This is a genomic window from Sulfuricella sp., assembly GCA_041651995.1.
Lineage (GTDB): Bacteria > Pseudomonadota > Gammaproteobacteria > Burkholderiales > Sulfuricellaceae > Sulfurimicrobium.
On the sequence record JBAZID010000002.1, the window covers coordinates 141,011 to 163,542 of the forward strand.

At 58.1% G+C, this 22,532-nt stretch carries 26 protein-coding genes and 1 tRNA gene; 10 read left to right on the forward strand and 17 right to left on the reverse strand.

Annotated elements, in window-relative coordinates; genetic code table 11:
- Positions 1-16: 16 nt before the first annotated feature.
- Positions 17-172 (forward strand): hypothetical protein, encoded by a 156-nt coding sequence (locus WC392_05385; GenBank protein ID MFA5241797.1) that lies wholly within the window; start codon positions 17-19, stop codon positions 170-172.
- A gap of 98 nt (positions 173-270) precedes the next feature.
- On the opposite strand, the gene WC392_05390 is transcribed toward WC392_05385, so the two are convergent.
- Positions 271-735: a hypothetical protein gene (locus WC392_05390; protein MFA5241798.1), complete on the reverse strand. Its 465-nt coding sequence runs from the start codon at positions 733-735 to the stop codon at positions 271-273.
- Between the two features lie 130 nt (positions 736-865).
- A complete protein-coding gene (locus WC392_05395) occupies positions 866-1,882 on the reverse strand; it encodes a CDP-6-deoxy-delta-3,4-glucoseen reductase (GenBank protein ID MFA5241799.1) in 1,017 nt (338 codons plus the stop codon).
- Positions 1,883-1,905: 23 nt separating this feature from the next.
- Between WC392_05395 and WC392_05400 the strand changes: the two genes are divergently transcribed.
- Genes WC392_05400 through WC392_05410 form a run of 3 tightly spaced genes read left to right on the forward strand, consistent with a single transcriptional unit; the run spans position 1,906 to position 3,893 of the window.
- Complete coding sequence (locus WC392_05400) at positions 1,906-2,790, forward strand: SDR family oxidoreductase (protein MFA5241800.1); 885 nt, start codon at positions 1,906-1,908, stop codon at positions 2,788-2,790.
- On the forward strand, positions 2,780-3,586 hold the full coding sequence (gene murI, locus WC392_05405; GenBank protein MFA5241801.1) for a glutamate racemase: 807 nt from the start codon (positions 2,780-2,782) through the stop codon (positions 3,584-3,586). Before WC392_05400 ends, murI begins: the two co-directional genes overlap by 11 nt.
- 58 nt (positions 3,587-3,644) lie before the next feature.
- Complete coding sequence (locus WC392_05410; protein ID MFA5241802.1) at positions 3,645-3,893, forward strand: MoaD/ThiS family protein; 249 nt, start codon at positions 3,645-3,647, stop codon at positions 3,891-3,893.
- Between the two features lie 144 nt (positions 3,894-4,037).
- Here the strand turns inward: WC392_05410 and WC392_05415 are convergent, their stop codons facing one another.
- From WC392_05415 to WC392_05455, 9 genes are all read right to left on the reverse strand, one after another.
- Complete coding sequence (locus WC392_05415; GenBank protein MFA5241803.1) at positions 4,038-4,766, reverse strand: 16S rRNA pseudouridine(516) synthase; 729 nt, start codon at positions 4,764-4,766, stop codon at positions 4,038-4,040.
- Between the two features lie 116 nt (positions 4,767-4,882).
- The gene (locus WC392_05420) at positions 4,883-5,167 is read right to left on the reverse strand and encodes a hypothetical protein (protein MFA5241804.1); all 285 of its coding nucleotides are present in this window, start codon (positions 5,165-5,167) and stop codon (positions 4,883-4,885) included.
- Positions 5,168-5,277: 110 nt separating this feature from the next.
- Positions 5,278-5,862: an aminoacyl-tRNA hydrolase gene (gene pth / locus WC392_05425; protein ID MFA5241805.1), complete on the reverse strand. Its 585-nt coding sequence runs from the start codon at positions 5,860-5,862 to the stop codon at positions 5,278-5,280.
- A gap of 79 nt (positions 5,863-5,941) precedes the next feature.
- Complete coding sequence (locus WC392_05430) at positions 5,942-6,550, reverse strand: 50S ribosomal protein L25/general stress protein Ctc (GenBank protein MFA5241806.1); 609 nt, start codon at positions 6,548-6,550, stop codon at positions 5,942-5,944.
- Positions 6,551-6,649: 99 nt separating this feature from the next.
- Positions 6,650-7,600, reverse strand: coding sequence for a ribose-phosphate pyrophosphokinase (locus WC392_05435; GenBank protein MFA5241807.1), 951 nt, complete (start codon positions 7,598-7,600; stop codon positions 6,650-6,652).
- Between the two features lie 63 nt (positions 7,601-7,663).
- A tRNA-Gln gene (locus WC392_05440) sits at positions 7,664-7,738 on the reverse strand.
- Between the two features lie 6 nt (positions 7,739-7,744).
- Positions 7,745-8,581: a 4-(cytidine 5'-diphospho)-2-C-methyl-D-erythritol kinase gene (gene ispE, locus WC392_05445; GenBank protein MFA5241808.1), complete on the reverse strand. Its 837-nt coding sequence runs from the start codon at positions 8,579-8,581 to the stop codon at positions 7,745-7,747.
- A complete protein-coding gene (gene lolB / locus WC392_05450) occupies positions 8,578-9,135 on the reverse strand; it encodes a lipoprotein insertase outer membrane protein LolB (protein MFA5241809.1) in 558 nt (185 codons plus the stop codon). The genes ispE and lolB overlap by 4 nt, the downstream gene beginning before the upstream one ends.
- 7 nt (positions 9,136-9,142) lie before the next feature.
- Entirely contained in the window at positions 9,143-10,867 is a 1,725-nt protein-coding gene (locus tag WC392_05455) for a tetratricopeptide repeat protein (GenBank protein MFA5241810.1), read from the reverse strand.
- A gap of 94 nt (positions 10,868-10,961) precedes the next feature.
- Between WC392_05455 and WC392_05460 the strand changes: the two genes are divergently transcribed.
- From WC392_05460 to WC392_05480, 5 genes are all read left to right on the forward strand, one after another.
- Positions 10,962-11,705: an ABC transporter ATP-binding protein gene (locus WC392_05460; GenBank protein MFA5241811.1), complete on the forward strand. Its 744-nt coding sequence runs from the start codon at positions 10,962-10,964 to the stop codon at positions 11,703-11,705.
- Positions 11,702-12,442: an ABC transporter permease subunit gene (locus WC392_05465; GenBank protein MFA5241812.1), complete on the forward strand. Its 741-nt coding sequence runs from the start codon at positions 11,702-11,704 to the stop codon at positions 12,440-12,442. Before WC392_05460 ends, WC392_05465 begins: the two co-directional genes overlap by 4 nt.
- A 5-nt stretch (positions 12,443-12,447) precedes the next feature.
- The gene (locus tag WC392_05470; protein MFA5241813.1) at positions 12,448-13,800 is read left to right on the forward strand and encodes a GldG family protein; all 1,353 of its coding nucleotides are present in this window, start codon (positions 12,448-12,450) and stop codon (positions 13,798-13,800) included.
- 9 nt (positions 13,801-13,809) lie between these two features.
- On the forward strand, positions 13,810-14,625 hold the full coding sequence (gene mutM, locus WC392_05475; protein ID MFA5241814.1) for a bifunctional DNA-formamidopyrimidine glycosylase/DNA-(apurinic or apyrimidinic site) lyase: 816 nt from the start codon (positions 13,810-13,812) through the stop codon (positions 14,623-14,625).
- Positions 14,626-14,776: 151 nt separating this feature from the next.
- Positions 14,777-16,735: a dynamin family protein gene (locus WC392_05480; GenBank protein MFA5241815.1), complete on the forward strand. Its 1,959-nt coding sequence runs from the start codon at positions 14,777-14,779 to the stop codon at positions 16,733-16,735.
- Between the two features lie 71 nt (positions 16,736-16,806).
- Here WC392_05480 and WC392_05485 read toward each other — a convergent pair whose 3' ends face one another.
- The 5 genes from WC392_05485 to WC392_05505 are packed head-to-tail and all read right to left on the reverse strand — an operon-like array spanning position 16,807 to position 20,854.
- The gene (locus WC392_05485) at positions 16,807-17,058 is read right to left on the reverse strand and encodes a YfhL family 4Fe-4S dicluster ferredoxin (GenBank protein MFA5241816.1); all 252 of its coding nucleotides are present in this window, start codon (positions 17,056-17,058) and stop codon (positions 16,807-16,809) included.
- Positions 17,059-17,080: 22 nt separating this feature from the next.
- Positions 17,081-17,563: a pantetheine-phosphate adenylyltransferase gene (gene coaD, locus WC392_05490; protein MFA5241817.1), complete on the reverse strand. Its 483-nt coding sequence runs from the start codon at positions 17,561-17,563 to the stop codon at positions 17,081-17,083.
- Between the two features lie 4 nt (positions 17,564-17,567).
- Positions 17,568-18,110, reverse strand: coding sequence for a 16S rRNA (guanine(966)-N(2))-methyltransferase RsmD (gene rsmD, locus WC392_05495; protein ID MFA5241818.1), 543 nt, complete (start codon positions 18,108-18,110; stop codon positions 17,568-17,570).
- Complete coding sequence (locus WC392_05500; GenBank protein ID MFA5241819.1) at positions 18,100-19,518, reverse strand: pitrilysin family protein; 1,419 nt, start codon at positions 19,516-19,518, stop codon at positions 18,100-18,102. The genes rsmD and WC392_05500 overlap by 11 nt, the downstream gene beginning before the upstream one ends.
- Complete coding sequence (locus WC392_05505) at positions 19,508-20,854, reverse strand: pitrilysin family protein (GenBank protein MFA5241820.1); 1,347 nt, start codon at positions 20,852-20,854, stop codon at positions 19,508-19,510. Before WC392_05505 ends, WC392_05500 begins: the two co-directional genes overlap by 11 nt.
- A gap of 140 nt (positions 20,855-20,994) precedes the next feature.
- Between WC392_05505 and ftsY the strand changes: the two genes are divergently transcribed.
- Positions 20,995-21,960: a signal recognition particle-docking protein FtsY gene (gene ftsY, locus WC392_05510; GenBank protein MFA5241821.1), complete on the forward strand. Its 966-nt coding sequence runs from the start codon at positions 20,995-20,997 to the stop codon at positions 21,958-21,960.
- A 5-nt stretch (positions 21,961-21,965) separates the two neighbouring features.
- Here ftsY and WC392_05515 read toward each other — a convergent pair whose 3' ends face one another.
- Positions 21,966-22,421 (reverse strand): EVE domain-containing protein, encoded by a 456-nt coding sequence (locus WC392_05515; protein ID MFA5241822.1) that lies wholly within the window; start codon positions 22,419-22,421, stop codon positions 21,966-21,968.
- Positions 22,422-22,532: the final 111 nt, after the last annotated feature.

Below are 22,532 nucleotides of genomic sequence, written 5' to 3' on the forward strand. Positions count from 1 at the left end.
TAAAACAGGAACCCACATGGTAAAGCCCAATTACTCTTATGAGAAACGCCAGAAAGAACTGGCGAAAAAACAGAAAAAAGAAGAAAAACAGCAGCGGAAGAATGCACCTGACAATAGCCAGAGCGAAGAGCCTGTGGTGCCACAAGCTGGCCAGCCAGACGCTGATAGCTAAGCATCAAGCAATGCGCCGTCCTTGCGCCCGAGAGGAAAATCAGAGTTCAGGGCAAGCATCCGCTCTCAAGAAAACCGCATACGATGTGCCAGCAGTACTTAGCGGGCCTTGGCTACGGCGCCTCCAAACAGGCTGAAATTCAGGACAACGCTTGTAGCGCCGGTTTGCGGGTCCACTTCCAGTTTATTTGTCGCGTAGACCGTCATAGTTTTGTTTTCTTCGTCATAGATAGCCATCGGCACGTACCCGGCCTCCATGACCTGCTGCGTTATTTCCCTGACGGCCTTGAGTGATTCTTCGTTTTCTTCCGGCATGGCCAATTCTTTTTTATCCAGCATGGCTATATGCAGGAAATCCGGGATGCAATTTTTTGGTTTTATCTCCGCGATGGCCGTTATGCCACGCTTTTTACCCCATTCCGCAGGCGTGTCGTAATAATGGAAAACCGCATGTGCAAATGTTTTCGCATCAACGCCATCCGGGCAAGTCATATAAAAAATATGTTGCATTTGCTCCGTTGAAAAACCCACTTCATAGGTTTTGCTGTTTTCTTCAGTTGCCATTTTCGTTTGACCTCTATATTCATTTTCATGGCAGCGATTATAAACCGCTAGCCGCCTGATTAACCCCGTGATCCGCTGCAAATCATCGCTTCTTCACGCGCCCTGGCCGATTCAGACCCCCGGTTTTCAGTTAACCGCCCGTTGAAAAAGTAAAGGCATCCGCAAAAAATTCATCCTCCGGCATTCCCTTTGCCGCAAAAGCCTGGCGTGCGGCATTGACCATCTGCGGCGCGCCACAGGCATAGACCTGGTATCCAGACAGATCGGCAAAATCATCCAAAACCGCCTGGTGCACCAGTCCCGTGCGGCCCGGCCAATTATCTTCCGGGAGCGGCTCGGACAGGACGGGGATGAAAGTGAAATGGGGATGCGCCTGCTGCCACTGCCCGGCCAGATGCGGCATATAGAGGTCGCGCAGGCTGCGCACCCCCCAGTAGAGCACCATTTCACGCTTGCTGCGTGTCTGGAATGCGTGCTCCAGAATGCCCTTGATGGGGGCAAAACCAGTGCCGCCGGCTATTAAAATGATCGGCTTGGTGCTGTCCTCGCGCAGGAAGAAACTGCCATGCGGCCCTTCGAAGCGAAGAATGGCTTTTTCCTGCATGCTGTTAAATACCTGATCGGTAAACGAGCCGCCCGGAATGTGGCGAATGTGCAGTTGCAGAAAGCCGTCATCATGAGGTGCGTTGGCCAGGGAATAACTGCGCCGTTTGCCATCCTTGAGCAGGATGTCGATATACTGCCCGGCAAGAAATTGCAGGCGTTCATTCGCGGGCAACTTGAGGTGCAGTATCATCACATCGTGTGCGATTTTTTCCATTTTATGCACGCGGCATGGCATGGTCTTGACTGGGATATCACGCGCCGCCCCGACCTCTCTGCATTCGATCACTACATCGGTGAGTGGCCGGGCAGTGCAGAACAGGGCCATTCCGGCGAGTTTTTCAGTTTCGCTGAGGACAGAGTCCTGATATTTTCCATAATCCACCTGGCCCTGCAGAATTTTCCCCTTGCAACTGCCACAGGCGCCATCGCGGCATCCGTAAGGAACGGCAAAGCCCTCGCGCAGGGCTGATTCAAGAATGGTTTCATGCTCCGGCATTGAATATTGGTGGTTGCTGGGCTTGATGGTGACTTGAAATGACATGGAACACCCTGATTGAGTAACAAATGCAAAAATTATTGATCGTAGGTTATGGCGACATCGGAACCCGGGCTGCCGCGCTGCTGTCCCATCGTTATCGCATTTACGGGCTGGCACGCAATGCCGCGGGCGCGGAAAGGGTTCGCAGCCAGGGTGTGACGCCCGTTCCAGGCGATCTCGACCAGGCATCCACTTTGGGGCGCCTTGGCGGTCTGGCTGATGCCGTGCTCCATTTTGCTCCGCCACAGCGCCAGGGCAGGCACGATCTGCGCACCCGCAACCTGCTTGCCGCTCTGACGCAAGGAAAAAGTTTACCACAGCGCCTGGTCTATATCAGTACCACCGGGGTGTATGGCGATTGTCAGGGTGGCGAGGTAGACGAGCTTCATCGTATTTGCCCGGCCACGGCCCGCGCGGTGCGACGCGCGGATGCGGAAGCCGCCTTGCGGCGCTGGGGGCAGCGCCACGGCGTCAGGGTGAGCATCCTGCGGGTGCCGGGAATTTATGCCGTTGGCCGTCTGCCGCTGGAGCGGCTGAAAAAAGGCATTCCGGCGCTACGCGAGGAAGATGACGGCTACACCAACCACATTCACGGCGATGATCTGGCACGCATTGCCGCCGCGGCATTAGTTCGTGGTCGCCACAACAGGGTTTACAATGCCTGCGACGATGTGCCGATGAAAATGGCCGATTATTTCGACCTCGTTGCAGACCATTGCAGGATCGACCGCCCGCGCCGGATTTCATGGCAGGAGGCGCAGCAGGAGATCTCGCCGGGCATGCTGTCCTATATGCAGGAATCACGCCGGATATTGAATCGCCGCATCAAGGTGGAATTGAAAGTGAAGCTGGAATATCCCGGCGTCCAGCAAGGGTTGAACGCAATGAAAGGAATGACTCATGCAAGCTAATCCCGGCAACGCCATCGGCGTGTTCGATTCCGGCGTCGGCGGATTGACGGTTGTGCGCGCCATGATGGAGCGCTTGCCATTCGAGAACATCATCTACTTCGGCGACACCGCGCGGGTACCTTACGGTGTCAAATCCGTGGAAACCATTTCCTACTACACTCGCGAAATTGCCGAATTCCTGCTGCAAAAGCAGGTCAAGATGCTGATCATCGCCTGCAATACCATGGCAGCCGTGGCCTCGCAGGTGGTGAAGGATCTTTCTCCGGTGCCTGTGCTGGATGTGATCGACGCCGGTGCGCTGGGTGCCATTGCGGCCAGCAACCGCAGGAAGGTGGGTATTATTGGCACGCCCACCACCATCAACAGTAATGCCTACGCGCGTGCCATCCACCAGTACGAGCCGGATGTGCGCATTTTTTCCCAGGCCTGCCCGCTGTTTGTGCCGCTGGTGGAGGAGGGCTGGCTCGATCACCCCGTCACCCGGCTCACCGCGCAGGAATACCTTAAACCGGTGCTGGCTCAGGATGTCGACACTCTGGTCCTGGGGTGTACCCACTACCCCCTGCTCAAGCCCTTGCTGCAGGACGTCGCGGGCAGCGGCGTGAAACTGGTGGATTCGGCCGAAGCCATGGCGGAGGAGGCCGCGGCGCTACTGGCCGGCCTTGACCTGGCCAACCCGCAGCGCAATCAGCCGGACTATCAATTCTATGTCACGGACGTGCCGCTGCGTTTCCAAACCATCGGTGAACGCTTTCTCGGGCGAACCCTCTCCAATGTACATGTAGTTAAGTGGTAAGTTGTCATCCAGGGCGCGTTGACACTAATTTCGCGCCCTAAAATAAAGGAGCTCATCAATGGCCAGGATATTGTATTTTTCCACTCTCGCCGAACGCCTTGGCAAAACCGCCGAGGAAGTGAAGCTTCCACACAGCGTGCAGGATCTGCGCGGCCTGCTGGCTTTTCTGCGCCAGCGCGGCGAAGAGTGGCCGGTTTACCTGATTGATGACAAGATCCAGGCCACGGTAAACAAGAATTTTGTCGAATTACATGCGGGGATCAACGATCAGGATGAAATTGGCCTGATGCTGAGCCGCCACAATTGACCGTGGCACGATGCAGACGAATTTTTGTTGTGCCGAATCATATATTGACGGCACGAACGTATTGGACCGGATTGTTTTTGTGTCCAGCGCGACCAATCGGTTGCAGAAATCCCCGGCATTCAAAGGGCCACTATTGAGGAAGGTTCAGCCTTGCGGCGGCGGAGCAGTCAGCAGGGCCAGCTGGGCGGCATCGAGATAGCACCATTCACCTTCTTCCAGCCCAAGCGATTCCAGCGTCAGGAGACCGATTGCCGAGCGTTGCAGGGCGCTGCAATGATTTCCGGTAGCCGCCAGCATGCGCTTGACCTGATGGTATTTCCCTTGTTCCAGCACGATTTCAACGCGGTGCGTATCCAGCGTGCGGCAACTCACTGCTGCTAGCGGGGCGGGTTCGTCATGGAGTTGCACGCCGGACAGCAATTCCTCGACCAGTTCTGGCGTGACCGGATCATGCGTAGTGGCAATGTAGATTTTCGGAACATGCCGTTTCGGGGACGACTGGGCATGAATGAAGGGGCCTTCGTCAGACATCAGCAAGAGGCCGGTGGTGTCATGATCGAGACGGCCAATCGGTTGAACGTCGCGCCAGGTGAATTGTTCCGGTAGCAGTGTCAACACGCCGGGATGGTGGCTGGTTTTTCTGGAGCATTCGAAACCGGCGGGTTTGTTCAGTGCAATATAGACATGCTCGCGATAGATCCAGGGTTCATCAAATACTGTAAAAGTCAGGCCAACTGTTTCAAAACTGGCACGATTGGCGGTTACAGTTTCTCCATCGATCGAGACTTCTCCGTGCGCGATCAGTTGCTGGCAGCCCTTGCGGGTGCCAAAGCCCTGCGATTGCAGGATACGGTCCAAAGTCTGTTTGCTCACCGGCGCCCTTGCCTCTCCATTAGAGGAAAACCCAATCCGGCACGCAGTTTATCGCAGAACGAAAAGACCTGCCATGAGGCGAACCTTTGATCTGCGCGATCGGCAGACGCTATTTGTCAGTGACGAGTCTTGAGGCTGGCGTCGAAAATTGCGACAGCATTTTCCGGAAACTGGAATTCGGAGAAAGCGCGGTGGATTTCCGATTTGTTGCATTCTGCATCGCGCTCCTCGAAGCAGATGCCGATTGAACGGCCGTTCGAGGCCAGGGTGGTGAATGCATAACGCCAGCGTTGAGCTTCTGCCAGACGCTCGCGCAGTTCGCGTTCGTTGCTGATTTCAATACCGGCTTTTTTCAGGGAATCAAGAAAACTATCAAAGGATTCATTGCTAAGGCTACCCATCTTACCCTCCGTTGGATGTCTGGCGGCAATCCGCCATGGGACATTCAACGCTGCGGCCTGAATCCGGGTTGACAGAGGATGATTAGTTATTGTTCATTTTGTTGAAGCGGCTATCCAGGCGCCCTGGTATGCAGCTTGAGCATGGCCGCCGGAAATTCACCCGCCAGCAGTTGCGGCAGCAGGGGCAGGCTCTTGTCCACGGCGGCGTCGATCAGTTCCTGCTCCTCGCGCCGTGCGGGATGCAGCACAAAATCCGCGACCTGGGATTTGTCGCCGGGATGGCCAATGCCCAGACGCAGACGCCAGAAGTCCTGGGTGCCTAGATGCGCAATGATGTCGCGCAGGCCATTGTGCCCGCCATGGCCGCCGCTTTTCTTGAGGCGGGCCTCGCCTGGCGGCAGGTCGAGTTCATCGTGAATCACCAGAATTTCTTCCGGGGTGATTTTGTAAAAGGCAGCCAGTGCGCTTACGGCCTGTCCGCTACGGTTCATGAATGTGGCGGGTTTGAGCAGCCAGGCTTCATATCCGGCGACGTGGATGCGTGCCGCCAGGCCGTGAAATTTCTTGTCCGGATTGAGCGACGCGCCGCGCGCGGTCGCGACGCGCTCCACCCACCAGAATCCCGCGTTATGCCGGGTATCTTCATATTCCCGGCCAGGATTGCCGAGTCCCACGATCAGTCGAATAGGCGGCATCTGCTTTCGTCCTTGTGAATAAAAAAAGCCCGTCAAGAATTTTGACGGGCTTTTCTGTTTTAGCGCCAGAGGCGCCCGATCAGGAAGCTGCTTCTTCGCCTGCAGCTTCAGTTGCGCCGCCGCGCGGGGTCGGAATGGTTACAACTACGGCATTGTCGCCGTGAGCCAGTTGCACGAATTCCACGCCCTTTGGCAGTTTGATTTCAGCCATGTGGATGGAGTGGCCTGCTGCCAGGCTGGACAGATCCACTTCGACGAACTCGGGCAGATCCTTGGGCAGGCAACTTACGTCCGCTTCTGTCATGACGTGGTTCACGGTGCTGCCGGTCAGCTTCACGCCCGGTGCTATATCGGTATTGGTGAAGTGGAATGGCACTTTCATGTGAATCTTCAGTTTCGGGTTGACGCGCTGGAAATCCACGTGCATCACCAGTTGCTTGAAAGGGTGCATCTGGTAATCGCGCAACAGAACCTTTTCCTTTTTGGAATTCAGGTTCATGGTGAGGATGGAAGAGTGGAAGCTCTCATGGCGCAGCGCATGATAGATTTCATTGTGGTCCAGTTCGATCACTGCGGTTTCTTCGCCAACGCCGTAGACGATGGCTGGGGTTTTGCCGGCATGGCGGAGACGGCGGCTCGCACCCGTTCCCTGCACCGTGCGCAAGGTTGCGTTAAATTCAATGGTCATTGCATTACTCCAAGTGTGTACAAAAAACCGCCCGCGACCAGGCGGTGTAACAAGCCGGTTTGTCGGGTTACGGCCTATGGCCTAACCCAACAAACCAAGCTATTCCATGAACAAGGAACTTACCGAGTCCTCGTTGCTGATTCTGCGTATCGTCTCGGCCATCAGTTCGGCTACCGAGAGCTGGCGGATACGACCACAGTTTTTGGCCTCTTCGCGCAGCGGGATGGTGTCGGTCACCACCAGTTCGTCGAGATGGGAGTTCATGACCCTTTCGACTGCGCTGCCGGACAGTACCGCATGGGTACAGTAAGCCAGTACCCGCTCCGCGCCATGCTCCTTGAGTGCAGCAGCGGCTTCGCACAGGGTGTTGGCGGTATCCACCAGGTCGTCCATGAGGATGCAGGTGCGGCCGGACACATCGCCAATGATGTGCATCACCTTGGCCACGTTAGGCTTGGGGCGACGCTTGTCGATGATCGCCAGGTCCGATTCCAGGCGCTTTGCCAGGGCACGGGCGCGTACCACGCCGCCTACGTCCGGCGAAACCACCATCAGGTTCTTGTGGTCATGCTTCCATATGTCGCCGAGAAGGATGGGCGCGGAATAAACATTGTCCACCGGGATATCGAAGAACCCCTGGATCTGGTCAGAATGCAGATCCATGGTCAACAACCGGTCCACACCTACGCTCTGCAGCATGTTGGCCACAACCTTGGCGGTGATTGCCACACGGGCGGAACGCGGGCGGCGGTCCTGACGGGCATAGCCAAGGTAGGGAATGGCAGCGGTAATACGTCCAGCGGAGGCGCGCTTCAGCGCGTCCACCATGACCATCACTTCCATCAGCGTGTCGTTGGTTGGCATGCAGGTGGATTGCAATACGAAAACGTCCCTGCCGCGCACGTTTTCGAGCAATTCGACCATCACCTCGCCATCCGAGAAGCGCCCGACGACTGCGCGCCCAAGATGAATATTGAGATGCTTCACCACTTCTTCAGCAAGCCGTGGATTGGCATTGCCGGTAAAAACCATCATGCTGCCGTACGCCATGAGGTGCCTATCTCAGCGAATAAAAAACAAAGGGGCGGGGTTTAAACACCCGCCCCTGAAATTTGGCTGGGGAGGTAGGGATCGAACCTACGAATGCCGGAATCAAAATCCGGTGCCTTACCACTTGGCGACTCCCCAATTAATCTAGTCTGCAAAATCCCGCAACGGGTGCCGGTCCAGCCCTCGCGCTACAAAACCCCGCCATTCGGCAGGCTTGCGCCTTAACACCTGGCTTGCCTCGTCTTCCGAGCCGAACTCCGCGAATACGCATGCCCCCGATCCTGTCATCCTGGCTGTTCCGTGCTGACCAAGCCAGTCCAGATATTCAGCCACCTCGGGATACCTTCTGCAAACAAGCGCTTGCAAATCGTTGCGCAAATCGGCTGTCAGGAGGAGCGGTATTTTGATCGAAGTCGTGTTTCGTGTCAATTCCGGCGCAGCAAAAATCTCTGCTGTCGGTACCGAAACAGGCGGGATCAGCACCACATACCAAGCCGGAGGGAGATGGATGGGCTGAAGGTGTTCGCCCACGCCCTCGGCAAATGCGCTTTCACCAAATATGAAGACCGGCACGTCGGCACCCAGTTGCAATCCCAGTTGCTGCAATTGGGTACGGGGGAGGTTGAGTTGCCACAGGCGGTTCAGGGCCAGCAGGGTGGTGGCCGCATCAGAGCTGCCGCCACCCAGTCCGCCGCCCATTGGCAGGCGCTTCTCCACAGCAATCTCCACACCTTGCGTACAGCCGGTATGTTCCTGAAGCAGGCGTGCTGCGCGCACCACCAGGTCTTTGTCAGGTGCAACGCCGTCCAGTTCGGTCTTGCGCACCACCTGTCCGTCGCCGCGAAGGCTGAAGCGCAGACTGTCGCCGTAGTCGATAAAACGGAATACGCTTTGCAGCAGGTGGTATCCGTCCGGGCGCCGCCCCACCACGTGCAGAAACAGGTTGAGCTTGGCTGGCGCCGGATAGGAGATGTCGCTCATGGCAGCTCCCAATCATCCACGATCAGCTTGAGTTCAAGTGTATCGTTGCGCATCGTGATGCGGGATGGCAGGACATGATTTCCTTCCATGCGGTAGTCCAGGTATTTGATATCCCACTCCTGCTGGCGCAAGCGGGTGATGCGCATGCCGTCATCACGCTCGCTTTCGGCCATGCTGCCGGGTGCCGGACGGCCGAGCACCCAGTATTGCATCCCGTCCAGCGGCAGGCGCCAGCCCAGCACCTGTTCGGTCAACTCTGCCGCGCTTTGTGCGGTGTAATGGCCGTCCGGGGTATCCAGCGTCACGATTTCCGCCTTGCGCTGTATGCGCGCCACGGTCTGTCCGAGGGGGGAGCGCAACTGGATCTCGTCTTCATTTGCATGATGCCGCCAGCTCAGATTGCCGGAAAACCCCTGTTCATCATGTTTCACCCCAATCCGGCCATTCATCTGGAACGATTCTGGTACGGTTTGAACGGCTGCCGCTGCTGGCAACCTGAGCACTGGCGTGGCGCAACCGCCCAGAAGCAGCGAGCCCAGCAGCAGCCAAAGCATGAAGCCGCTATTTGAATTTTTGCATGACATTGAGCAATACATCGTTTTCCGGGGAAAGTTTCAGGGCGGATTGCCACACCTTGCGCGCTTCATCATGCAGACCCTGCACCCAAAGCGCTTCGCCGAGATGCGCTGCAATTTCAGGGTCCTGGCGCAGTTCGTGGGCTTTTTTCAGCCACTCGACGGCCTTGCCATGCTCTCCCATACGGAAATAGGTCCAGCCCAGGCTGTCCATGATAAGGGGGTCATTGGGCGCCAGGGATAGCGCCTTCTCCGTCAACTGTAGCGCCTCTCCGAGACGGATGCCGCGTTCCGCAAAAGAGTAGCCGAGGGCATTATAGGCGTGGGCGTTGTCGGGTTTGAGCTGGATCAGCTGGCGCAGGTCTTTTTCCGCCACATCCAGCAGGTTGAGTTTTTCGGCACCCATGGCGTGGTCGTAAAGAAGTTCTGGCTGGCTGGGCAACTTTTCCAGCCCTTTCCCCAGCACATCAAAGGCATCCTGATGGCGTTTCGCTTCGCGTAGCAATTGCGCCTCAGCCTGGATCAGCAAGGTTCGCTGTGCATTATTCTGAGATTGAGCCTGTTGCAGATGAGCGCGCGCCTCATCCAGCCTGCCCTGTTTTGCCAGTATGCCGGCGTAGCGGATCTGGCCCCTGATGTAGTGTTCCCCGGGGCCTATGCGTGCGAACCATTCCGCAGCCTGTTCCAGCTGCTTGCGCTCTTCCGCCGCCTGGCCAAGGTAGAAGTGCGCCAGGTCGGCATCCTTATAGCCTGCGGCAAGCGCCTGCTTCAAATAGGTTTCTGCGGCTTCCAGGTCGGACACCTGCAGGGCAAGCAGGCCAATGGCAAAACTGATTTCGGCATTGTTGGGCACGTCATCCAGCACCCGCTGGAATTCCGCACGGGCCTGTGGATAGGCTTTTTCACTCACCAGCAGGCGGGCATAGGCGAGCCGCACTTCGCCGGACTTGGGGTAAGCGCGCAGAAAGGCGCGGTAAAATTCCAGGGCATCACTGGTGGATGTCTGCTGCAGCGCCTGCCCCTGGAACAATGCAGCGGGCTGCCAGCCCGGGCGCAAACGCTCGGCCAGGCGCAATTCCGCGATGGCTTCCTGTTGCTTGCCGGCGCTCCATGCCGCCTGGGCAATCGTAAAATGGGCTTCAGCGCTCTCCGGATAGGGTTTTGCAAGATCCTGCACCAGTGCCAATACGGCCTCACGGTCGGGTTGCCGCGCCAGCATCTGGTTCAGGTGGAGAAATGCGGCAGCGCGGCCTTCGTCCTCGGCGGCGATGAGCTTCTCGAGATAGGGGCGTGCCTCGCTCAGGCGTCCGCTGTTAATGAGCAGGGCAGCCGCAGCCTGGGTGGCCTGGGTAGAGTCCGGATCGAGGGATTGCCACAGTGATGCCGCATCGCCAGCCTGGGCGGCTTGCCGCCCCTGAACCGCGGTTTCAGTCGCACGCTGGGCCAGGCGAGGGTCGCGGGTCTGCTTCGCCAGATCCAGCAGCGCTTCTGCTGCCAGTTCCGGCTGGCCGCGTTGCAGCGCTACTTCGCCTACCAGGTACTGATAAAGCGATTGCGCCGTCAATTCCTGGTTGGGGAGCGCCGGTTTTTTCTCTTCGGGCTGGGGTTTTTCCGTGACGGCAGACGGCAGCCTGGTCTGCAATGGCGCGCATGCCGTCAGTGCCAGCAGAGAGGAGGCCAATAAGGCGAGTTTGAGTTTCAGAGTAGGCATCTTGGTGTTCGGGGTCTCAAGTATAATGAGTGCTTGCCAAGTATAGGCACAACCCTTTGAACTGGCTACTCTGAACTCATGCCTCCCGAATTTTATGCCTGAAGCCCTGCCGTCCCTTCGCGCCCGCAACCTGAGCCGCCGTTATGGCCATCGCGTGGTGCTGGAAGGGCTTGATCTGGAATTGCACCCGGGAGAGATACTGGGCCTGCTTGGTCCGAATGGCGCGGGAAAATCCACCACGATGCGGATTCTGAGCGGCAATCTTGCCCCCACCACCGGCAGTGTCGAAGCTTGCGGCGTAGACCTGTGCGAGAAGCCGGTGGAGGCAAAAAGGTATCTCGGCTATCTGCCCGAAACCCCGCCCCTATATCGTGAAATGACCGTGAGCGAATATCTGCATCTGGTGGCTCGCCTGCACCGGGTGCCGGAATCCAGTGTGGGGACCGCTGTGATACAGGCTCTGCAGCGCTGTGATCTGACGGAAGTGGCGAAGCGGCTGATCGGCAATCTGTCCAAGGGTTACCAGCAGCGGGTCGGCATCGCCCAGGCAATCGTCCATGTGCCCGCAGTGATCATTCTGGATGAGCCCACGGCAGGGCTGGACCCGCTGCAAATTCGTGAAATTCGCGCTTTGATTGCCGAGCTGGGCCGTTCCCATGGCGTGATTTTATCCACTCACTTTCTGCCTGAAGCCGAAGCGCTCTGCAGCCGGGTGCTGATCCTGCGGCAGGGCAGAGCTGTTTTCAGCGGGCAACTGGAAGACTTGCGGCAACAGTGCGCCGGCGGCAGCCTGGAAGACTGCTTCCTCCATCTGACCAGGCCAGAGGAGGCGGCATGATCGCCACCATCGCAACCAAGGAGCTCAGGGCACTGTTCGGCTCGCCGCTTGCCTGGATTACCCTTGGGGTTCTGCAAGGGGTGCTGGCATGGCTGTTTATCAATCAGGTGGATGCCTTTGCCGGGCTGCAAGCGCAACTGGCGTTGCTTGCCAACCCTCCGGGCGTGACGGAAATGGTGGCGGCTCCCCTGTTCGGGGCGGTCGCCACGCTGCTGCTGCTGGTGACGCCGGTCCTGGCCATGCGCCTGATCGCGGAAGAGCGGCGCAACCATACCCTGCCCCTGCTGCTTTCCGCGCCGCTTTCGCTCTCTGACATCGTGCTGGGCAAGTTTCTTGGCTTGTGGGGTTTTCTCTGCCTGATCATCATGCTTGCCTTGCTCATGTCACTTTCGCTTTATGCGGGAGGGCAGCTTGATATAGGCCTGCTGCTTGCCAATCTGTCCGGCCTGGTATTGCTGGCAGCCTGCCTTGCCGCGCTCGGCCTGTATTTTTCCTGCCTCACCGCGCATCCCGCCGTGGCGGCTATCGGCGGCATCGGCGCTTCTCTCGGCCTGTGGCTGCTGGATATTGCATCAAAGGATCTGGGGGCCTGGCATGCGCTGTCGCTGCTGTGGCATTTCGAGCGTATCAGCCGGGGATTCCTGAATAGCGCCGATGCGGCTTATTTTCTGCTATTCACGGCAGCCTTCCTGATGCTGGCGGTGCGCCGCCTCGATCGGGAGCGGGTGTGCGGATGAGCGCCATGAAGACTTTCCCCGGGCTTCTGTTCTGGCTGCGCCGCCATCCACGGATATATGTGCTGTTGCTGCTTAGTATCGTGAGCGTTGCGGGGGTTTTTTCCCAGCGCCATGACTGGCAATGGGATGCCACGCAGAATGGGCGCCACACACTGAGCCAGGCCAGCCGGAATGTGCTGCGCGAGATGCCGGGGAGGGTTTCCGTGACCGCTTATGCCACCTTGCAGGATGCGCGGCTTGGTGATCTGCGGAGGCCCATTCGCGATTTTGTTGCCCGTTATCAGGGGCTCAAGTCCGACCTGGAATTGAATTTCATTGATCCGGTCGCGCAACCCGAGCTGGCGCGCATGGCTGGAGTTCGGGTCAATGGCGAACTGGTGCTGAGATACGGGGAACGCAGCGAGCATCTTACGACGCTGAATGAACAGGATTTCACCAATACCCTGATGCGCCTCGTCAGGGGGCATGAACGCCTGGTTCTGGGCGTGAGCGGCCATGGCGAACGCAGACTGGATGGGGGCGCGCCGCACGAGCTGGGTGAACTCGGGCGCCAACTGGCGAACAAGGGTTTTCGTAGCTCGGTCGAAAGCCTGGCGCTGATGCAGGAAGTGCCCCTCGAAATCAATGTGCTGTTGCTCACGCAACCCGGCACGGAAATTCCGCCGGGCGAAGTGGACAAGATCCGGCGCTATCTGGCGCGTGGCGGCAATCTGCTGTGGTTGCTGGAGCCCGGTTCGCTCAAGGGTTTGCAGCCCATCGCCGAAATGCTGGGGCTGGCGCTGACCCCAGGGGTGGTGATTGATCCCGCCGCGCGCGAGTCGGGTTTTGCACCTACAACGGCAATGGCGGCCCAGTACGGCCCGCATGCAATTACTGCCCGGTTCGATCTCGTCACGCTTTACCCCCATGCCCGTGCCGTGGGCATGAACGATGACCCCGGATGGCGTGTGACGCCGCTGCTTGAAACCTCGGCGCGGGCCTGGGTGGAATATGGCGTGGCGGATGCTCGGGCATCGTTCGACCAGGGCCAGGATGTTCCCGGACCGGTGGTAATTGGCTGGGCGCTGGAACGGACGCAGGACGACGTCGAACAGCGCGTGGCCGTGATCGGTAGTGGAGGCTTCCTCGCCAATGCCACCCTTGGCAATGCCGGCAATCTGGATCTCGGCATCAATCTGTTCAACTGGCTGGCAGGGGACGAGAAACTCATTACCATCCAGCCCAAGAATACGCTGGATGCCACGCTGGATATCAGCAAAACGGGGGCGATCGTGCTCACGTCGGTTTTCCTGCTGGTATTGCCCTTGTCCTTTTTCGTGATTGCCATTGTTGTCTGGCGCCGCCGGCGCAACAGCTAAGCTGTCTTTATGCCCGAACTGCCTGAAGTCGAAACCACCCGCCGCGGCCTCGAACCTCATCTGAACGGCCAGCGCATCAAGGCGGCCATCGTCCGCAATGCTCGCCTGCGTTTCCCCGTTGACCCCGAGCTGGTGCGGGTTTTGCCCGGACGGGTCATCCGCGGGGCTGCCCGGCGTGGCAAATACCTGTTGCTGGATTGCAGCCAGGGCTGGCTGATCCTGCATCTGGGCATGTCCGGCAGCTTGCGCATTCTGCCCGCTGTTACAGCGGTGGAAAAACATGACCATTTCGATCTGGTGCTGGAGAATGGTTTTTGCATGCGCCTGCGCGATCCGCGCCGTTTTGGTGCCGTGATCTGGACAGAAACTGACCCAATGCGTCACCCCTTGCTGATAAAGCTGGGGGTGGAACCGCTGACCGGCGATTTTGATGGCGCCTGGCTCTATCGCATTACACGCGGCAAAAAAACCAGCATCAAGCAAACCCTGATGGACGGCCATCTGGTCGTGGGCGTGGGCAACATTTATGCCAACGAGGCTTTGTTCCGCGCCGGCATCAACCCCGCGCTTTCGGCTTCTCGCCTGGGGCGTGAGCGTTGCAACAAGCTGGCCCGCACGGTGAAAGAGGTGCTGGAGCAGGCGATCGCCGCGGGCGGCAGCAGTCTGCGGGATTTTGTCGGCAGTAGCGGCAGGCCAGGATATTTTCAGCAACAGTACTTTGTCTATGGCCGCGCCGGAGAGCCTTGCCATGTCTGTAGCAATACCATCCGGCTGCTGCGTCAGGGGCAGCGCGCCACTTTTTATTGCCCCTGCTGTCAGAAATAATGGAAAGTGGCATGTAAATTGCCTGTGTTCGCCATATATTTCAGGCGTTCATGAGAATGCTTAGAACCCACGCGGACTACATTGTTTAATTTGAATTTTATGCTAAAGTACGATGGCATCGTCCCGGCAGGGCCGGTTTTGGGGGAATTACATGACAAATAAAAATCTGGTCGCACATTTCGAGGCTTACAGCGCCTGGCGCAGCGGGCTTTCCAATAACATCAGCGGCTACCGCAACTGGCTGAACGAGCAGGAGCTGAACGACGGCCAGACCGACCTGCGAATCCAGCACATTCTTGACCGCCTGCGCGATGACAAACTCAATGTGGCCTTTGTGGCCGAGTTTTCGCGCGGCAAATCCGAACTGATCAACGCCATCTTTTTTGCCGGCTATGGCCTGCGCCTGCTGCCATCCAGTGCCGGGCGCACCACCATGTGCCCTACCGAGCTGCTGTACGAGGAAGGCCGTGAGCCTTGCATCCAGTTATTGCCGATCGAAACCCGGGCCACCGACACCACGACCACGGAATACAAGCGCTACGTGGACGAATGGCAGGTTTTCCCGCTTGACGTCAATTCCGCCGAGGGCATGCTGGACGCTTTCCAGCAGGTAAGCCAGGTCAAGCGGGTCAGCAAGGAAGACGCAAAGCGCTTCGGGCTGTACGACGAAAATGATCCGGACAATGCGTTCACCCTGAATGCCGACGGCACTGTTGAGGTGCCCTGCTGGCGCCATGCCATCATCAACTTCCCGCACCCGCTGCTGAAACAGGGACTGGTGATCCTGGACACCCCTGGCCTGAACGCCATCGGCACCGAGCCGGAACTGACCATCAACATGCTGCCTAACGCCCATGCGGTGCTGTTCATGCTGGCCGCCGATACCGGCGTGACCAAGACGGACATCCAGGTGTGGCGCGATTATGTCGGCAATCCCCAGGGGCGGCAGAAAGGCCGCCTGGTGGTGCTGAACAAGATCGACGGCCTGTGGGACGAACTCAAGAGCAGCGAAGCGGTCGAGCGTGAAATCGCGTCGCAGCTCACCAGCAGCGCCGAGTTGCTGGGGATCAATCCCTCCCAGGTATTTCCTATCTCAGCCCAGAAGGGGCTGCTGGCCAAGATCAACAATGATCCGCTGCTGCTTGAAAAGAGCCGCCTGCTGACATTGGAAAAAGCCCTGTCCGACGAGTTAATTCCTTCCAAGCAGGAAATCGTGCGCGATAACACGCAAAGCGAAATCGAGGACATGATGGATGTCACGCATTCCATTCTCGATGCGCGCATGGGCGGCGTGAGTGAACAGCTTGATGAGCTCAAGGGCCTGCGCGGCAAAAATCAGGATGTGATCGAGCACATGATGGAAAAGGTCAAGTGCGACAAGGAAAGCTTCGAGAAAGGCTTGCAGCGTTTTCAGGCGCTACGCAGCGTGTTTTCCCAGCAGACCAACATCCTGTTTACCTACCTTGGCATGGATGCGCTCAAGATCGAAGTGACGGTCACCCGCGATGCCATGGTCAGCAGCCGGTTCAGCAAGGGCATTAGTGATGCGATGAACAAATTTTTCAGGGATGTATCGGAAAATATCAGCAAGTCGGGCAAGCAGGTTGAAGAAATCAAGCACATGATGGACAGCATGTACAAGAAGTTCAGCGAGGATCATGGCTTGTCACAGAGCTCGCCCCCGCCCTTCTCGACCCTGAAGTACCTGAAGGAAATCGCCAAGCTGGAGAAGGGCTACAACGACCATTTCAATACGACACTGAACATGCTGACAAACGAGCAGTTCACGCTGACTACCAAGTTTTTTGAAACCATCGCCAGCCGGGTGGTCCACGTTTACGAGGTGGCCAACCGCGATGTCGAGAACTGGCTCAAGGCGGTGATGGCGCCGATGGAAACCCAGGTGCGGGAGCATCAGCTGCAATTGCGCCGCCGCCTGGAAAGCATCAAGCGCATCCACAAGGCAACCGATACCCTGGAAGACAGGATTGCCGAGCTGGAGCAAATGGAGACGGTCATCACCGGGCAACTGGATGACCTCAGCAAGCTGCAACAGAGTCTGATGCGGGCGCTCGATTTCGAGAGCGGCTCGCAACAACTCGCGGCCTGACGAAGTCCCGGAAACAAAAACCCCGCACCGGGCCGGCAGGCTCCTGGTGCGGGGTTTTTTGTGTCTGCGATTTAGCCCTGAGCGCTCAGCATCTCGTACTTGGCTTGCAGTTCGTCCTTGCTTTCGGTGTGTTCCGGATTGACGATGATGCAATCCACCGGACAAACCGAGATGCATTGCGGCTCATCATAGTGGCCGACGCATTCGGTGCACAGGGCGGGATCGATAATATAGATTTCGTCGCCCTGTGAAATTGCGCCATTGGGGCACTCGGGTTCGCACACGTCGCAGTTGATGCATTCGTCGGTAATCATTAATGCCATGGCAGTTTCCTCGCTCGTTTAGTTAAGATTGATAAATCCTGTTGCTCAGCTGTTCGCCCACCACGGGTTGCACGAACTGGCTGACGTCTCCACCCAGCAGGGCGATCTCGCGCACCATGCTGGCAGAAATAAACATGTACTGTTCGGAAGGGGTGAGAAAAATCGTCTCGACATTGGGGTACAGGTTGCGATTCATCCCCGCCAGCTGAAACTCATACTCAAAATCCGATACCGCCCGCAATCCGCGTAATATGATAGCCGCTTCCTGCTGTTGCAGGAAATGAATGAGCAGGCCGGAAAAACCCGTCACCCGCACGTTGGCGCAATCGGCCAGCACCCCGGAAGCCATCGCGACCCGCTCCTGCAGGCTGAAAAAAGGCTGTTTCGTCCGGCTGTCGGCCACTGCTACGATGACTTCGTCGAACAGGCGCGCAGCACGGCGAACCAGATCTTCATGACCACGGGTAACCGGGTCGAAGGTGCCGGGATAAACGACCTTGAGCATGATATCAGCCCGCTTTCTTCAAAAGATAGTAATGCACCAGGCCCGCCCTGCCCTGGCGCCAGACCTGCCATTCCGAAGCAAACTCCAGCGGCGCATCGGCTTCGGCATACACCAGGCCATCGTCCTCAAGATGAGGCAGCAACCCGGGCAAAACAAGAGGCAGCAGATTCAGCTGATAGGGAGGATCGACAAAAATCACGTCGAAACGCCGTGTTTCCTGGCCGAGGAATTTCAGCGCATCTGCGACCACCAGCTCAAAATTATCTGCCTTCAAGGCGGCGGCGTTTTCCTTCAGCGCCCCCGCCACCTTGCTGTCACGTTCGACCATCACCACCTGCCGGGCGCCGCGTGAAAGCGCCTCGAATCCGAGTGCGCCGCTGCCGGCAAAGAGATCAAGGCAGCGCTTGCCGTCCATGACCTGGCCCAGCCAGTTGAACAGCGTTTCCCTGACCCGGTCGGGGGTGGGCCTTAATCCTATCACATCAGGAAAGGTGAGCAAGCGGCTGCGCCAGACTCCACCGCCGATGCGTACGCGGTTACTTTTCAACGGCAAGCTGCGTGTCGCGCAATGTTTCCGGGGCCGCTTGCTCTCCGGGTTGAACCGCCATGCCGCCACCAGCCCTCGCAGGGACATTCTGTTCAGGTGCTCCGCCCACAATCACCGTCACCATCCGCTCCGGATCAATACGGCGTTTGAATGCGCTCTTGACGTCCGTCAGCGTGATTTTTTCAATTCTGCCGGCAAACTCGTCAAGGTAATTCAGCGGCAGGCGGTAGAAGCCGATCAGCGCCAGGTAGCCAAGAATTTTTTTATTGCTGTCGATGCGCAGTGGAAAGCCCCCGCCGATATTCAATTTGGCGCGCCGCAGTTCATCCGCGGTCGGCCCCTCTGCCACAAACCGGCTGAGTGTTGTGCGGGCGATATCCAGTGCTTGCTGCGATTGTTCCTGCTTGGTCTGCAAGCCGATCTGGAACGGGCCCGGCTGGGCCAGCGGGAGGAAGTGGCTGTACACGCTGTAGGCCAGGCCGCGCTTCTCGCGCACCTCTTCGGTCAGCCGGGAGGCGAAGCCGCCGCCGCCCAAAATATAGTTACCGAGGTAGAGGGAAAAATAGTCCGGGTCGCTGCGGCTCATGCCCGGCATGCCGAGCAGGATATGGCTCTGGCTGGCGGGATGCGGAATGCGAAGGGTTTCTCCCCGTTGCGGAGGTGAAATTTGTGGCAGCGCCGGCAGGGTATCCGTGGCGCGTGACAGGCCAGCGGAAAGCTGCCCGGCGATGGCTTCAGCCTGAGTGCGGCTGACATCTCCGACCACAGAGATCACCGCAGATTCGGCAACATAGTGGCGGCGATAAAATTCGGCTACATCCTGCCGTTGCAGCGTAGCCAGTGTTTCTATCTTGCCTGTGCCGGGCAGCCCGTAGGGATGGGCGCCATAAAGCGCAGCGTAAAAGGCTTTTTCCCCGATTGGCCCGGGCTGGGTGCTTTCTTCCTTCAGTGCCGCAATGGTGCGAGCTTTTTCGCGCTGAATCGCCGCGTCGTGAAAGTCTGGCCGCTGCAGAATCATGCCCAGCAAGTCAAGCGACTGGTTGCGCTCACGTTCACTGCTGAGGGTGCGCAGGGTCATCCCGGCGCGATCCGGCTCGAAAGTGGCCGCAAACTGCGCGCCGACATCCGCAAAGCGGCGGGAAATGGTTTCCTCGGACAGCCCGCCTGCGCCCAGGCTCATGGTCCGCGCAGTCAGGCTCGCCAGCCCTGCCTGAGCCGGGTTGTCGCGGCGTGCGCCGGCATCGAATTCAACGCTGATATCCAGCAACGGCAGGCCTCGGCTTTCCACAAAATAAACCCGGGAACCATTGGCGGTTTGCCAGTGCTGAATGGGTAGGGCGGCTTCAACGGCGCCAGCCAGGAAAAGTGTCAGAATGCCCAGCAAAGGGCCCAAGGATCTAGTGCGCATGGCGCCCTCCCGCTGTAGTCTGAACAGGGCGCATCGCTTCCATCGGTTGCGGATCGAGCGTGGCCAGCGTAAGTCCATCATCCTGCAGATATTTATTCGCCACGGCCTTGACCTCATCTGCGGTCACTGCGTTGAGCCGCTCCAGCATGGTTTTTTCGTCACGCCAGGAAAGTCCGGCGCTTTCCATCTGGCCGATCAGCATGCCCTGGTAAAACATCGAATCGCGCTGATAAACCTGGGCAGCGACGACCTGGGCTTTGACACGCTGCAATTCTTCCGTGCTGACGCCATCACGCTGCACGCGAGCAATTTCCTGGCGAATCCCCTGCTCCACCTCGAGCACGCTTTTGCCTTCACTGGGAGTGGCTTCGATCAGGAACAGTCCCGGGCCACGCGAAATGGCGCCGTAGCCTGCGCCGACATCGGTCGCCAGACGGCTTTCACGCACCAGGGACTGGTTCAGACGCGCGGCGGCATGGCCATCCAGCACACCCGACAGGATTTCCAGTGCATAGGGTTCACTGTCCCGGCCAACGTCACGAAGGACGGGCACGCGATAGGCCAGCGCAAGATAAGGCAGCTTGGCCTGCGCTTTTACCGTCACGCGCTTGATGCCGCGTTGCGGGGGTTCCTGCTGCGGTTTCCGGGCCGGCAACGGGTGCGCCTTGAGCGGGCCGAAGTGGGTCTGCGCCAGCTTGAATACCTCTTCATGGCTGACATCGCCGACCACCACCAGGGTGGCATTATTGGGCGCATACCAGCGCTGGTACCAGGCTCGGGCATCCTCCACGCGCATGTTTTCCAGATCGTCCATCCAGCCGATGATCGGGTGGTGGTAGGGGTGGGCGCTAAAGGCAGTGGCATTCAGCTGCTCGAAAACCAGACCCTGCGGCTTGTCTTCAGTGCGCATGCGGCGCTCTTCCATCACCACCTGGATTTCCTTGGCGAATTCCTGTTCGGTCAGCACCAGATTTTGCATGCGGTCTGCTTCCAGCCTGAAGGCCAGTGGCAATTTGTCTGTTTTCAACTGCTGAAAATAAGCGGTGTAATCATTTGCGGTAAAGGCATTTTCGCGCCCGCCTGCTTCCGCGATGATTTTTGAAAACTGGCCAGCCGGCACCTTGGGCGTACCCTTGAACATCATGTGTTCCAGCACATGCGCCACGCCGGTCGTGCCGTTCTGTTCGTCCATGCTGCCTGCCCGGTACCAGACCTGCGACACCACCACGGGCGCGCGCCGGTCCTCCTTGACGATCACTTTCATGCCATTGGCCAGCCGGTGTTCATACGGGTTCGCGGCAGCTCCCCAGGCCAGTCCAAGCAGGGCAGCCCCCAGCAACGCTTTTGTCAGCACGCAACCTCCTACCTTTTCAGGTTCTATTCGGGATAAAATGGCGGAGATTATAGCCCGGATATCCCATAAAGCGGCCCAGGCTACTCCCATTCACTGCAATAACTCACTGACCCGAAAACACCATGTTTAGTTTCTTCAAGAAATCCGAAGCACCTGCTGTTGAAGCAGAGAGCAAACCGGAGGGCTGGGCTGCGCGGCTGAAGCAGGGCCTGACACGAACCCGAGAGCAGTTCGGGCGCAAAGTGGCCAATCTTTTTGGTAGCGGCGGCAAAATCGACGACGAGCTGTACGAAGAACTGGAAACCATTCTTCTGACTTCTGATGTGGGCGTGGCCGCCACCCAGTACCTGCTGGATGACCTTCGTCTTCGCGTCAGGCGCGAGGGGCTGGTCGAGGCAGGCCAATTGAAAGACGCGCTGCAACAGTCCCTGCTGGCATTGCTTCAGCCGCTGGAAGCGCCGCTGGAAATCGCTGGCCACCGCCCCTACATCATCATGCTGGCGGGAGTCAATGGAGCGGGAAAAACCACCACCATCGGCAAGCTGGCAAAATATTTTCAGTCGCAGGGTAAATCGGTGCTGCTGGCAGCGGGAGACACCTTCCGCGCGGCCGCACGGGAGCAGCTCATGATCTGGGGCGAGCGCAACAATGTCACAGTGATTGCGCAGGAAAGCGGCGATTCCGCCGCCGTGATTTTCGATGCCATCCAAGCCGCCACGGCGCGCGGCATTGACGTGGTGCTGGCAGATACCGCAGGGCGGCTGCCAACACAGTTGCACCTGATGGAAGAGATCAAGAAGGTCAAACGCGTTATCGCCAAGGCTGAGCCCAGTGGCCCTCATGAAGTGCTGCTGGTGCTCGACGCCAATACCGGCCAGAACGGTCTGGCGCAGGTCAAGGCTTTCGATGATGCGCTACAGGTGAGTGGCCTGGTGCTGACCAAGCTCGATGGGACGGCCAAGGGTGGCATCATTGCGGCTATTGCCCGTACCCGGCCGATTCCGGTTCGCTTTATCGGGGTGGGCGAGCAGCTCGATGATCTGCGCCCCTTCGTGGCGCAGGAGTTTGTCTCAGCCCTGTTCGAATAGGCGGCCTACAACAGCCCTAGAATAAACTGCCATTCCTTGGGATCGACCGGCGTAATCGAGAGCCGGTTGCCCGTCTGCAGAATGCGCATGTGTTGCAGTTCCGGGTGGCTGCGCAGCTCCCTGATGCTGACCAGGCGGGTTTTCTTTACCAGTTTTACGTCCACATTCATCCAGCGCGGATTTTCCGGCGTCGCCTTGGGGTCGAAGTATTTGTTGCCGGGGTCAAACTGGGTCTGATCCGGGTAAGCCAGCTGGCTTATTGTCGCCAGCCCGGCGATACCCGGTTCAGCGCAACTCGAGTGATAGAAAAACACCTGATCGCCAACCTTCATCTGATCGCGCATGAAATTGCGTGCCTGATAGTTGCGTATGCCATACCACGCCACGGTCCGGTTCGGCATGGCGGCGAGGTCGTCGACGCTGACGTCGGTTGGTTCGGATTTCATCAGCCAGTAACGCATTTAACTTCCTTTGCTATCCTGATAAGTATTTTAATCATTGTAAAATAACAGTATTTTACACTTTTTTGCTGACAGCCTGCCGCGTTGGGATTGCAGGTAGGCTATCTGCTC

Coding starts and splice junctions, on each gene's coding strand:
- WC392_05385 (MFA5241797.1), top strand. CDS start 17: ATGGTAAAGCCCAATTACTCTTATGAGAAACGCCAGAAAGAACTGGCG.
- WC392_05390 (MFA5241798.1), bottom strand. CDS start 735: ATGGCAACTGAAGAAAACAGCAAAACCTATGAAGTGGGTTTTTCAACG.
- WC392_05395 (MFA5241799.1), bottom strand. CDS start 1,882: ATGTCATTTCAAGTCACCATCAAGCCCAGCAACCACCAATATTCAATG.
- WC392_05400 (MFA5241800.1), top strand. CDS start 1,906: ATGCAAAAATTATTGATCGTAGGTTATGGCGACATCGGAACCCGGGCT.
- murI (MFA5241801.1), top strand. CDS start 2,780: ATGCAAGCTAATCCCGGCAACGCCATCGGCGTGTTCGATTCCGGCGTC.
- WC392_05410 (MFA5241802.1), top strand. CDS start 3,645: ATGGCCAGGATATTGTATTTTTCCACTCTCGCCGAACGCCTTGGCAAA.
- WC392_05420 (MFA5241804.1), bottom strand. CDS start 5,167: ATGGGTAGCCTTAGCAATGAATCCTTTGATAGTTTTCTTGATTCCCTG.
- pth (MFA5241805.1), bottom strand. CDS start 5,862: ATGCCGCCTATTCGACTGATCGTGGGACTCGGCAATCCTGGCCGGGAA.
- WC392_05430 (MFA5241806.1), bottom strand. CDS start 6,550: ATGACCATTGAATTTAACGCAACCTTGCGCACGGTGCAGGGAACGGGT.
- WC392_05435 (MFA5241807.1), bottom strand. CDS start 7,600: ATGGCGTACGGCAGCATGATGGTTTTTACCGGCAATGCCAATCCACGG.
- ispE (MFA5241808.1), bottom strand. CDS start 8,581: ATGAGCGACATCTCCTATCCGGCGCCAGCCAAGCTCAACCTGTTTCTG.
- lolB (MFA5241809.1), bottom strand. CDS start 9,135: ATGCTTTGGCTGCTGCTGGGCTCGCTGCTTCTGGGCGGTTGCGCCACG.
- WC392_05455 (MFA5241810.1), bottom strand. CDS start 10,867: ATGCCTACTCTGAAACTCAAACTCGCCTTATTGGCCTCCTCTCTGCTG.
- WC392_05460 (MFA5241811.1), top strand. CDS start 10,962: ATGCCTGAAGCCCTGCCGTCCCTTCGCGCCCGCAACCTGAGCCGCCGT.
- WC392_05465 (MFA5241812.1), top strand. CDS start 11,702: ATGATCGCCACCATCGCAACCAAGGAGCTCAGGGCACTGTTCGGCTCG.
- WC392_05470 (MFA5241813.1), top strand. CDS start 12,448: ATGAAGACTTTCCCCGGGCTTCTGTTCTGGCTGCGCCGCCATCCACGG.
- mutM (MFA5241814.1), top strand. CDS start 13,810: ATGCCCGAACTGCCTGAAGTCGAAACCACCCGCCGCGGCCTCGAACCT.
- WC392_05480 (MFA5241815.1), top strand. CDS start 14,777: ATGACAAATAAAAATCTGGTCGCACATTTCGAGGCTTACAGCGCCTGG.
- WC392_05485 (MFA5241816.1), bottom strand. CDS start 17,058: ATGGCATTAATGATTACCGACGAATGCATCAACTGCGACGTGTGCGAA.
- coaD (MFA5241817.1), bottom strand. CDS start 17,563: ATGCTCAAGGTCGTTTATCCCGGCACCTTCGACCCGGTTACCCGTGGT.
- WC392_05500 (MFA5241819.1), bottom strand. CDS start 19,518: ATGCGCACTAGATCCTTGGGCCCTTTGCTGGGCATTCTGACACTTTTC.
- ftsY (MFA5241821.1), top strand. CDS start 20,995: ATGTTTAGTTTCTTCAAGAAATCCGAAGCACCTGCTGTTGAAGCAGAG.
- WC392_05515 (MFA5241822.1), bottom strand. CDS start 22,421: ATGCGTTACTGGCTGATGAAATCCGAACCAACCGACGTCAGCGTCGAC.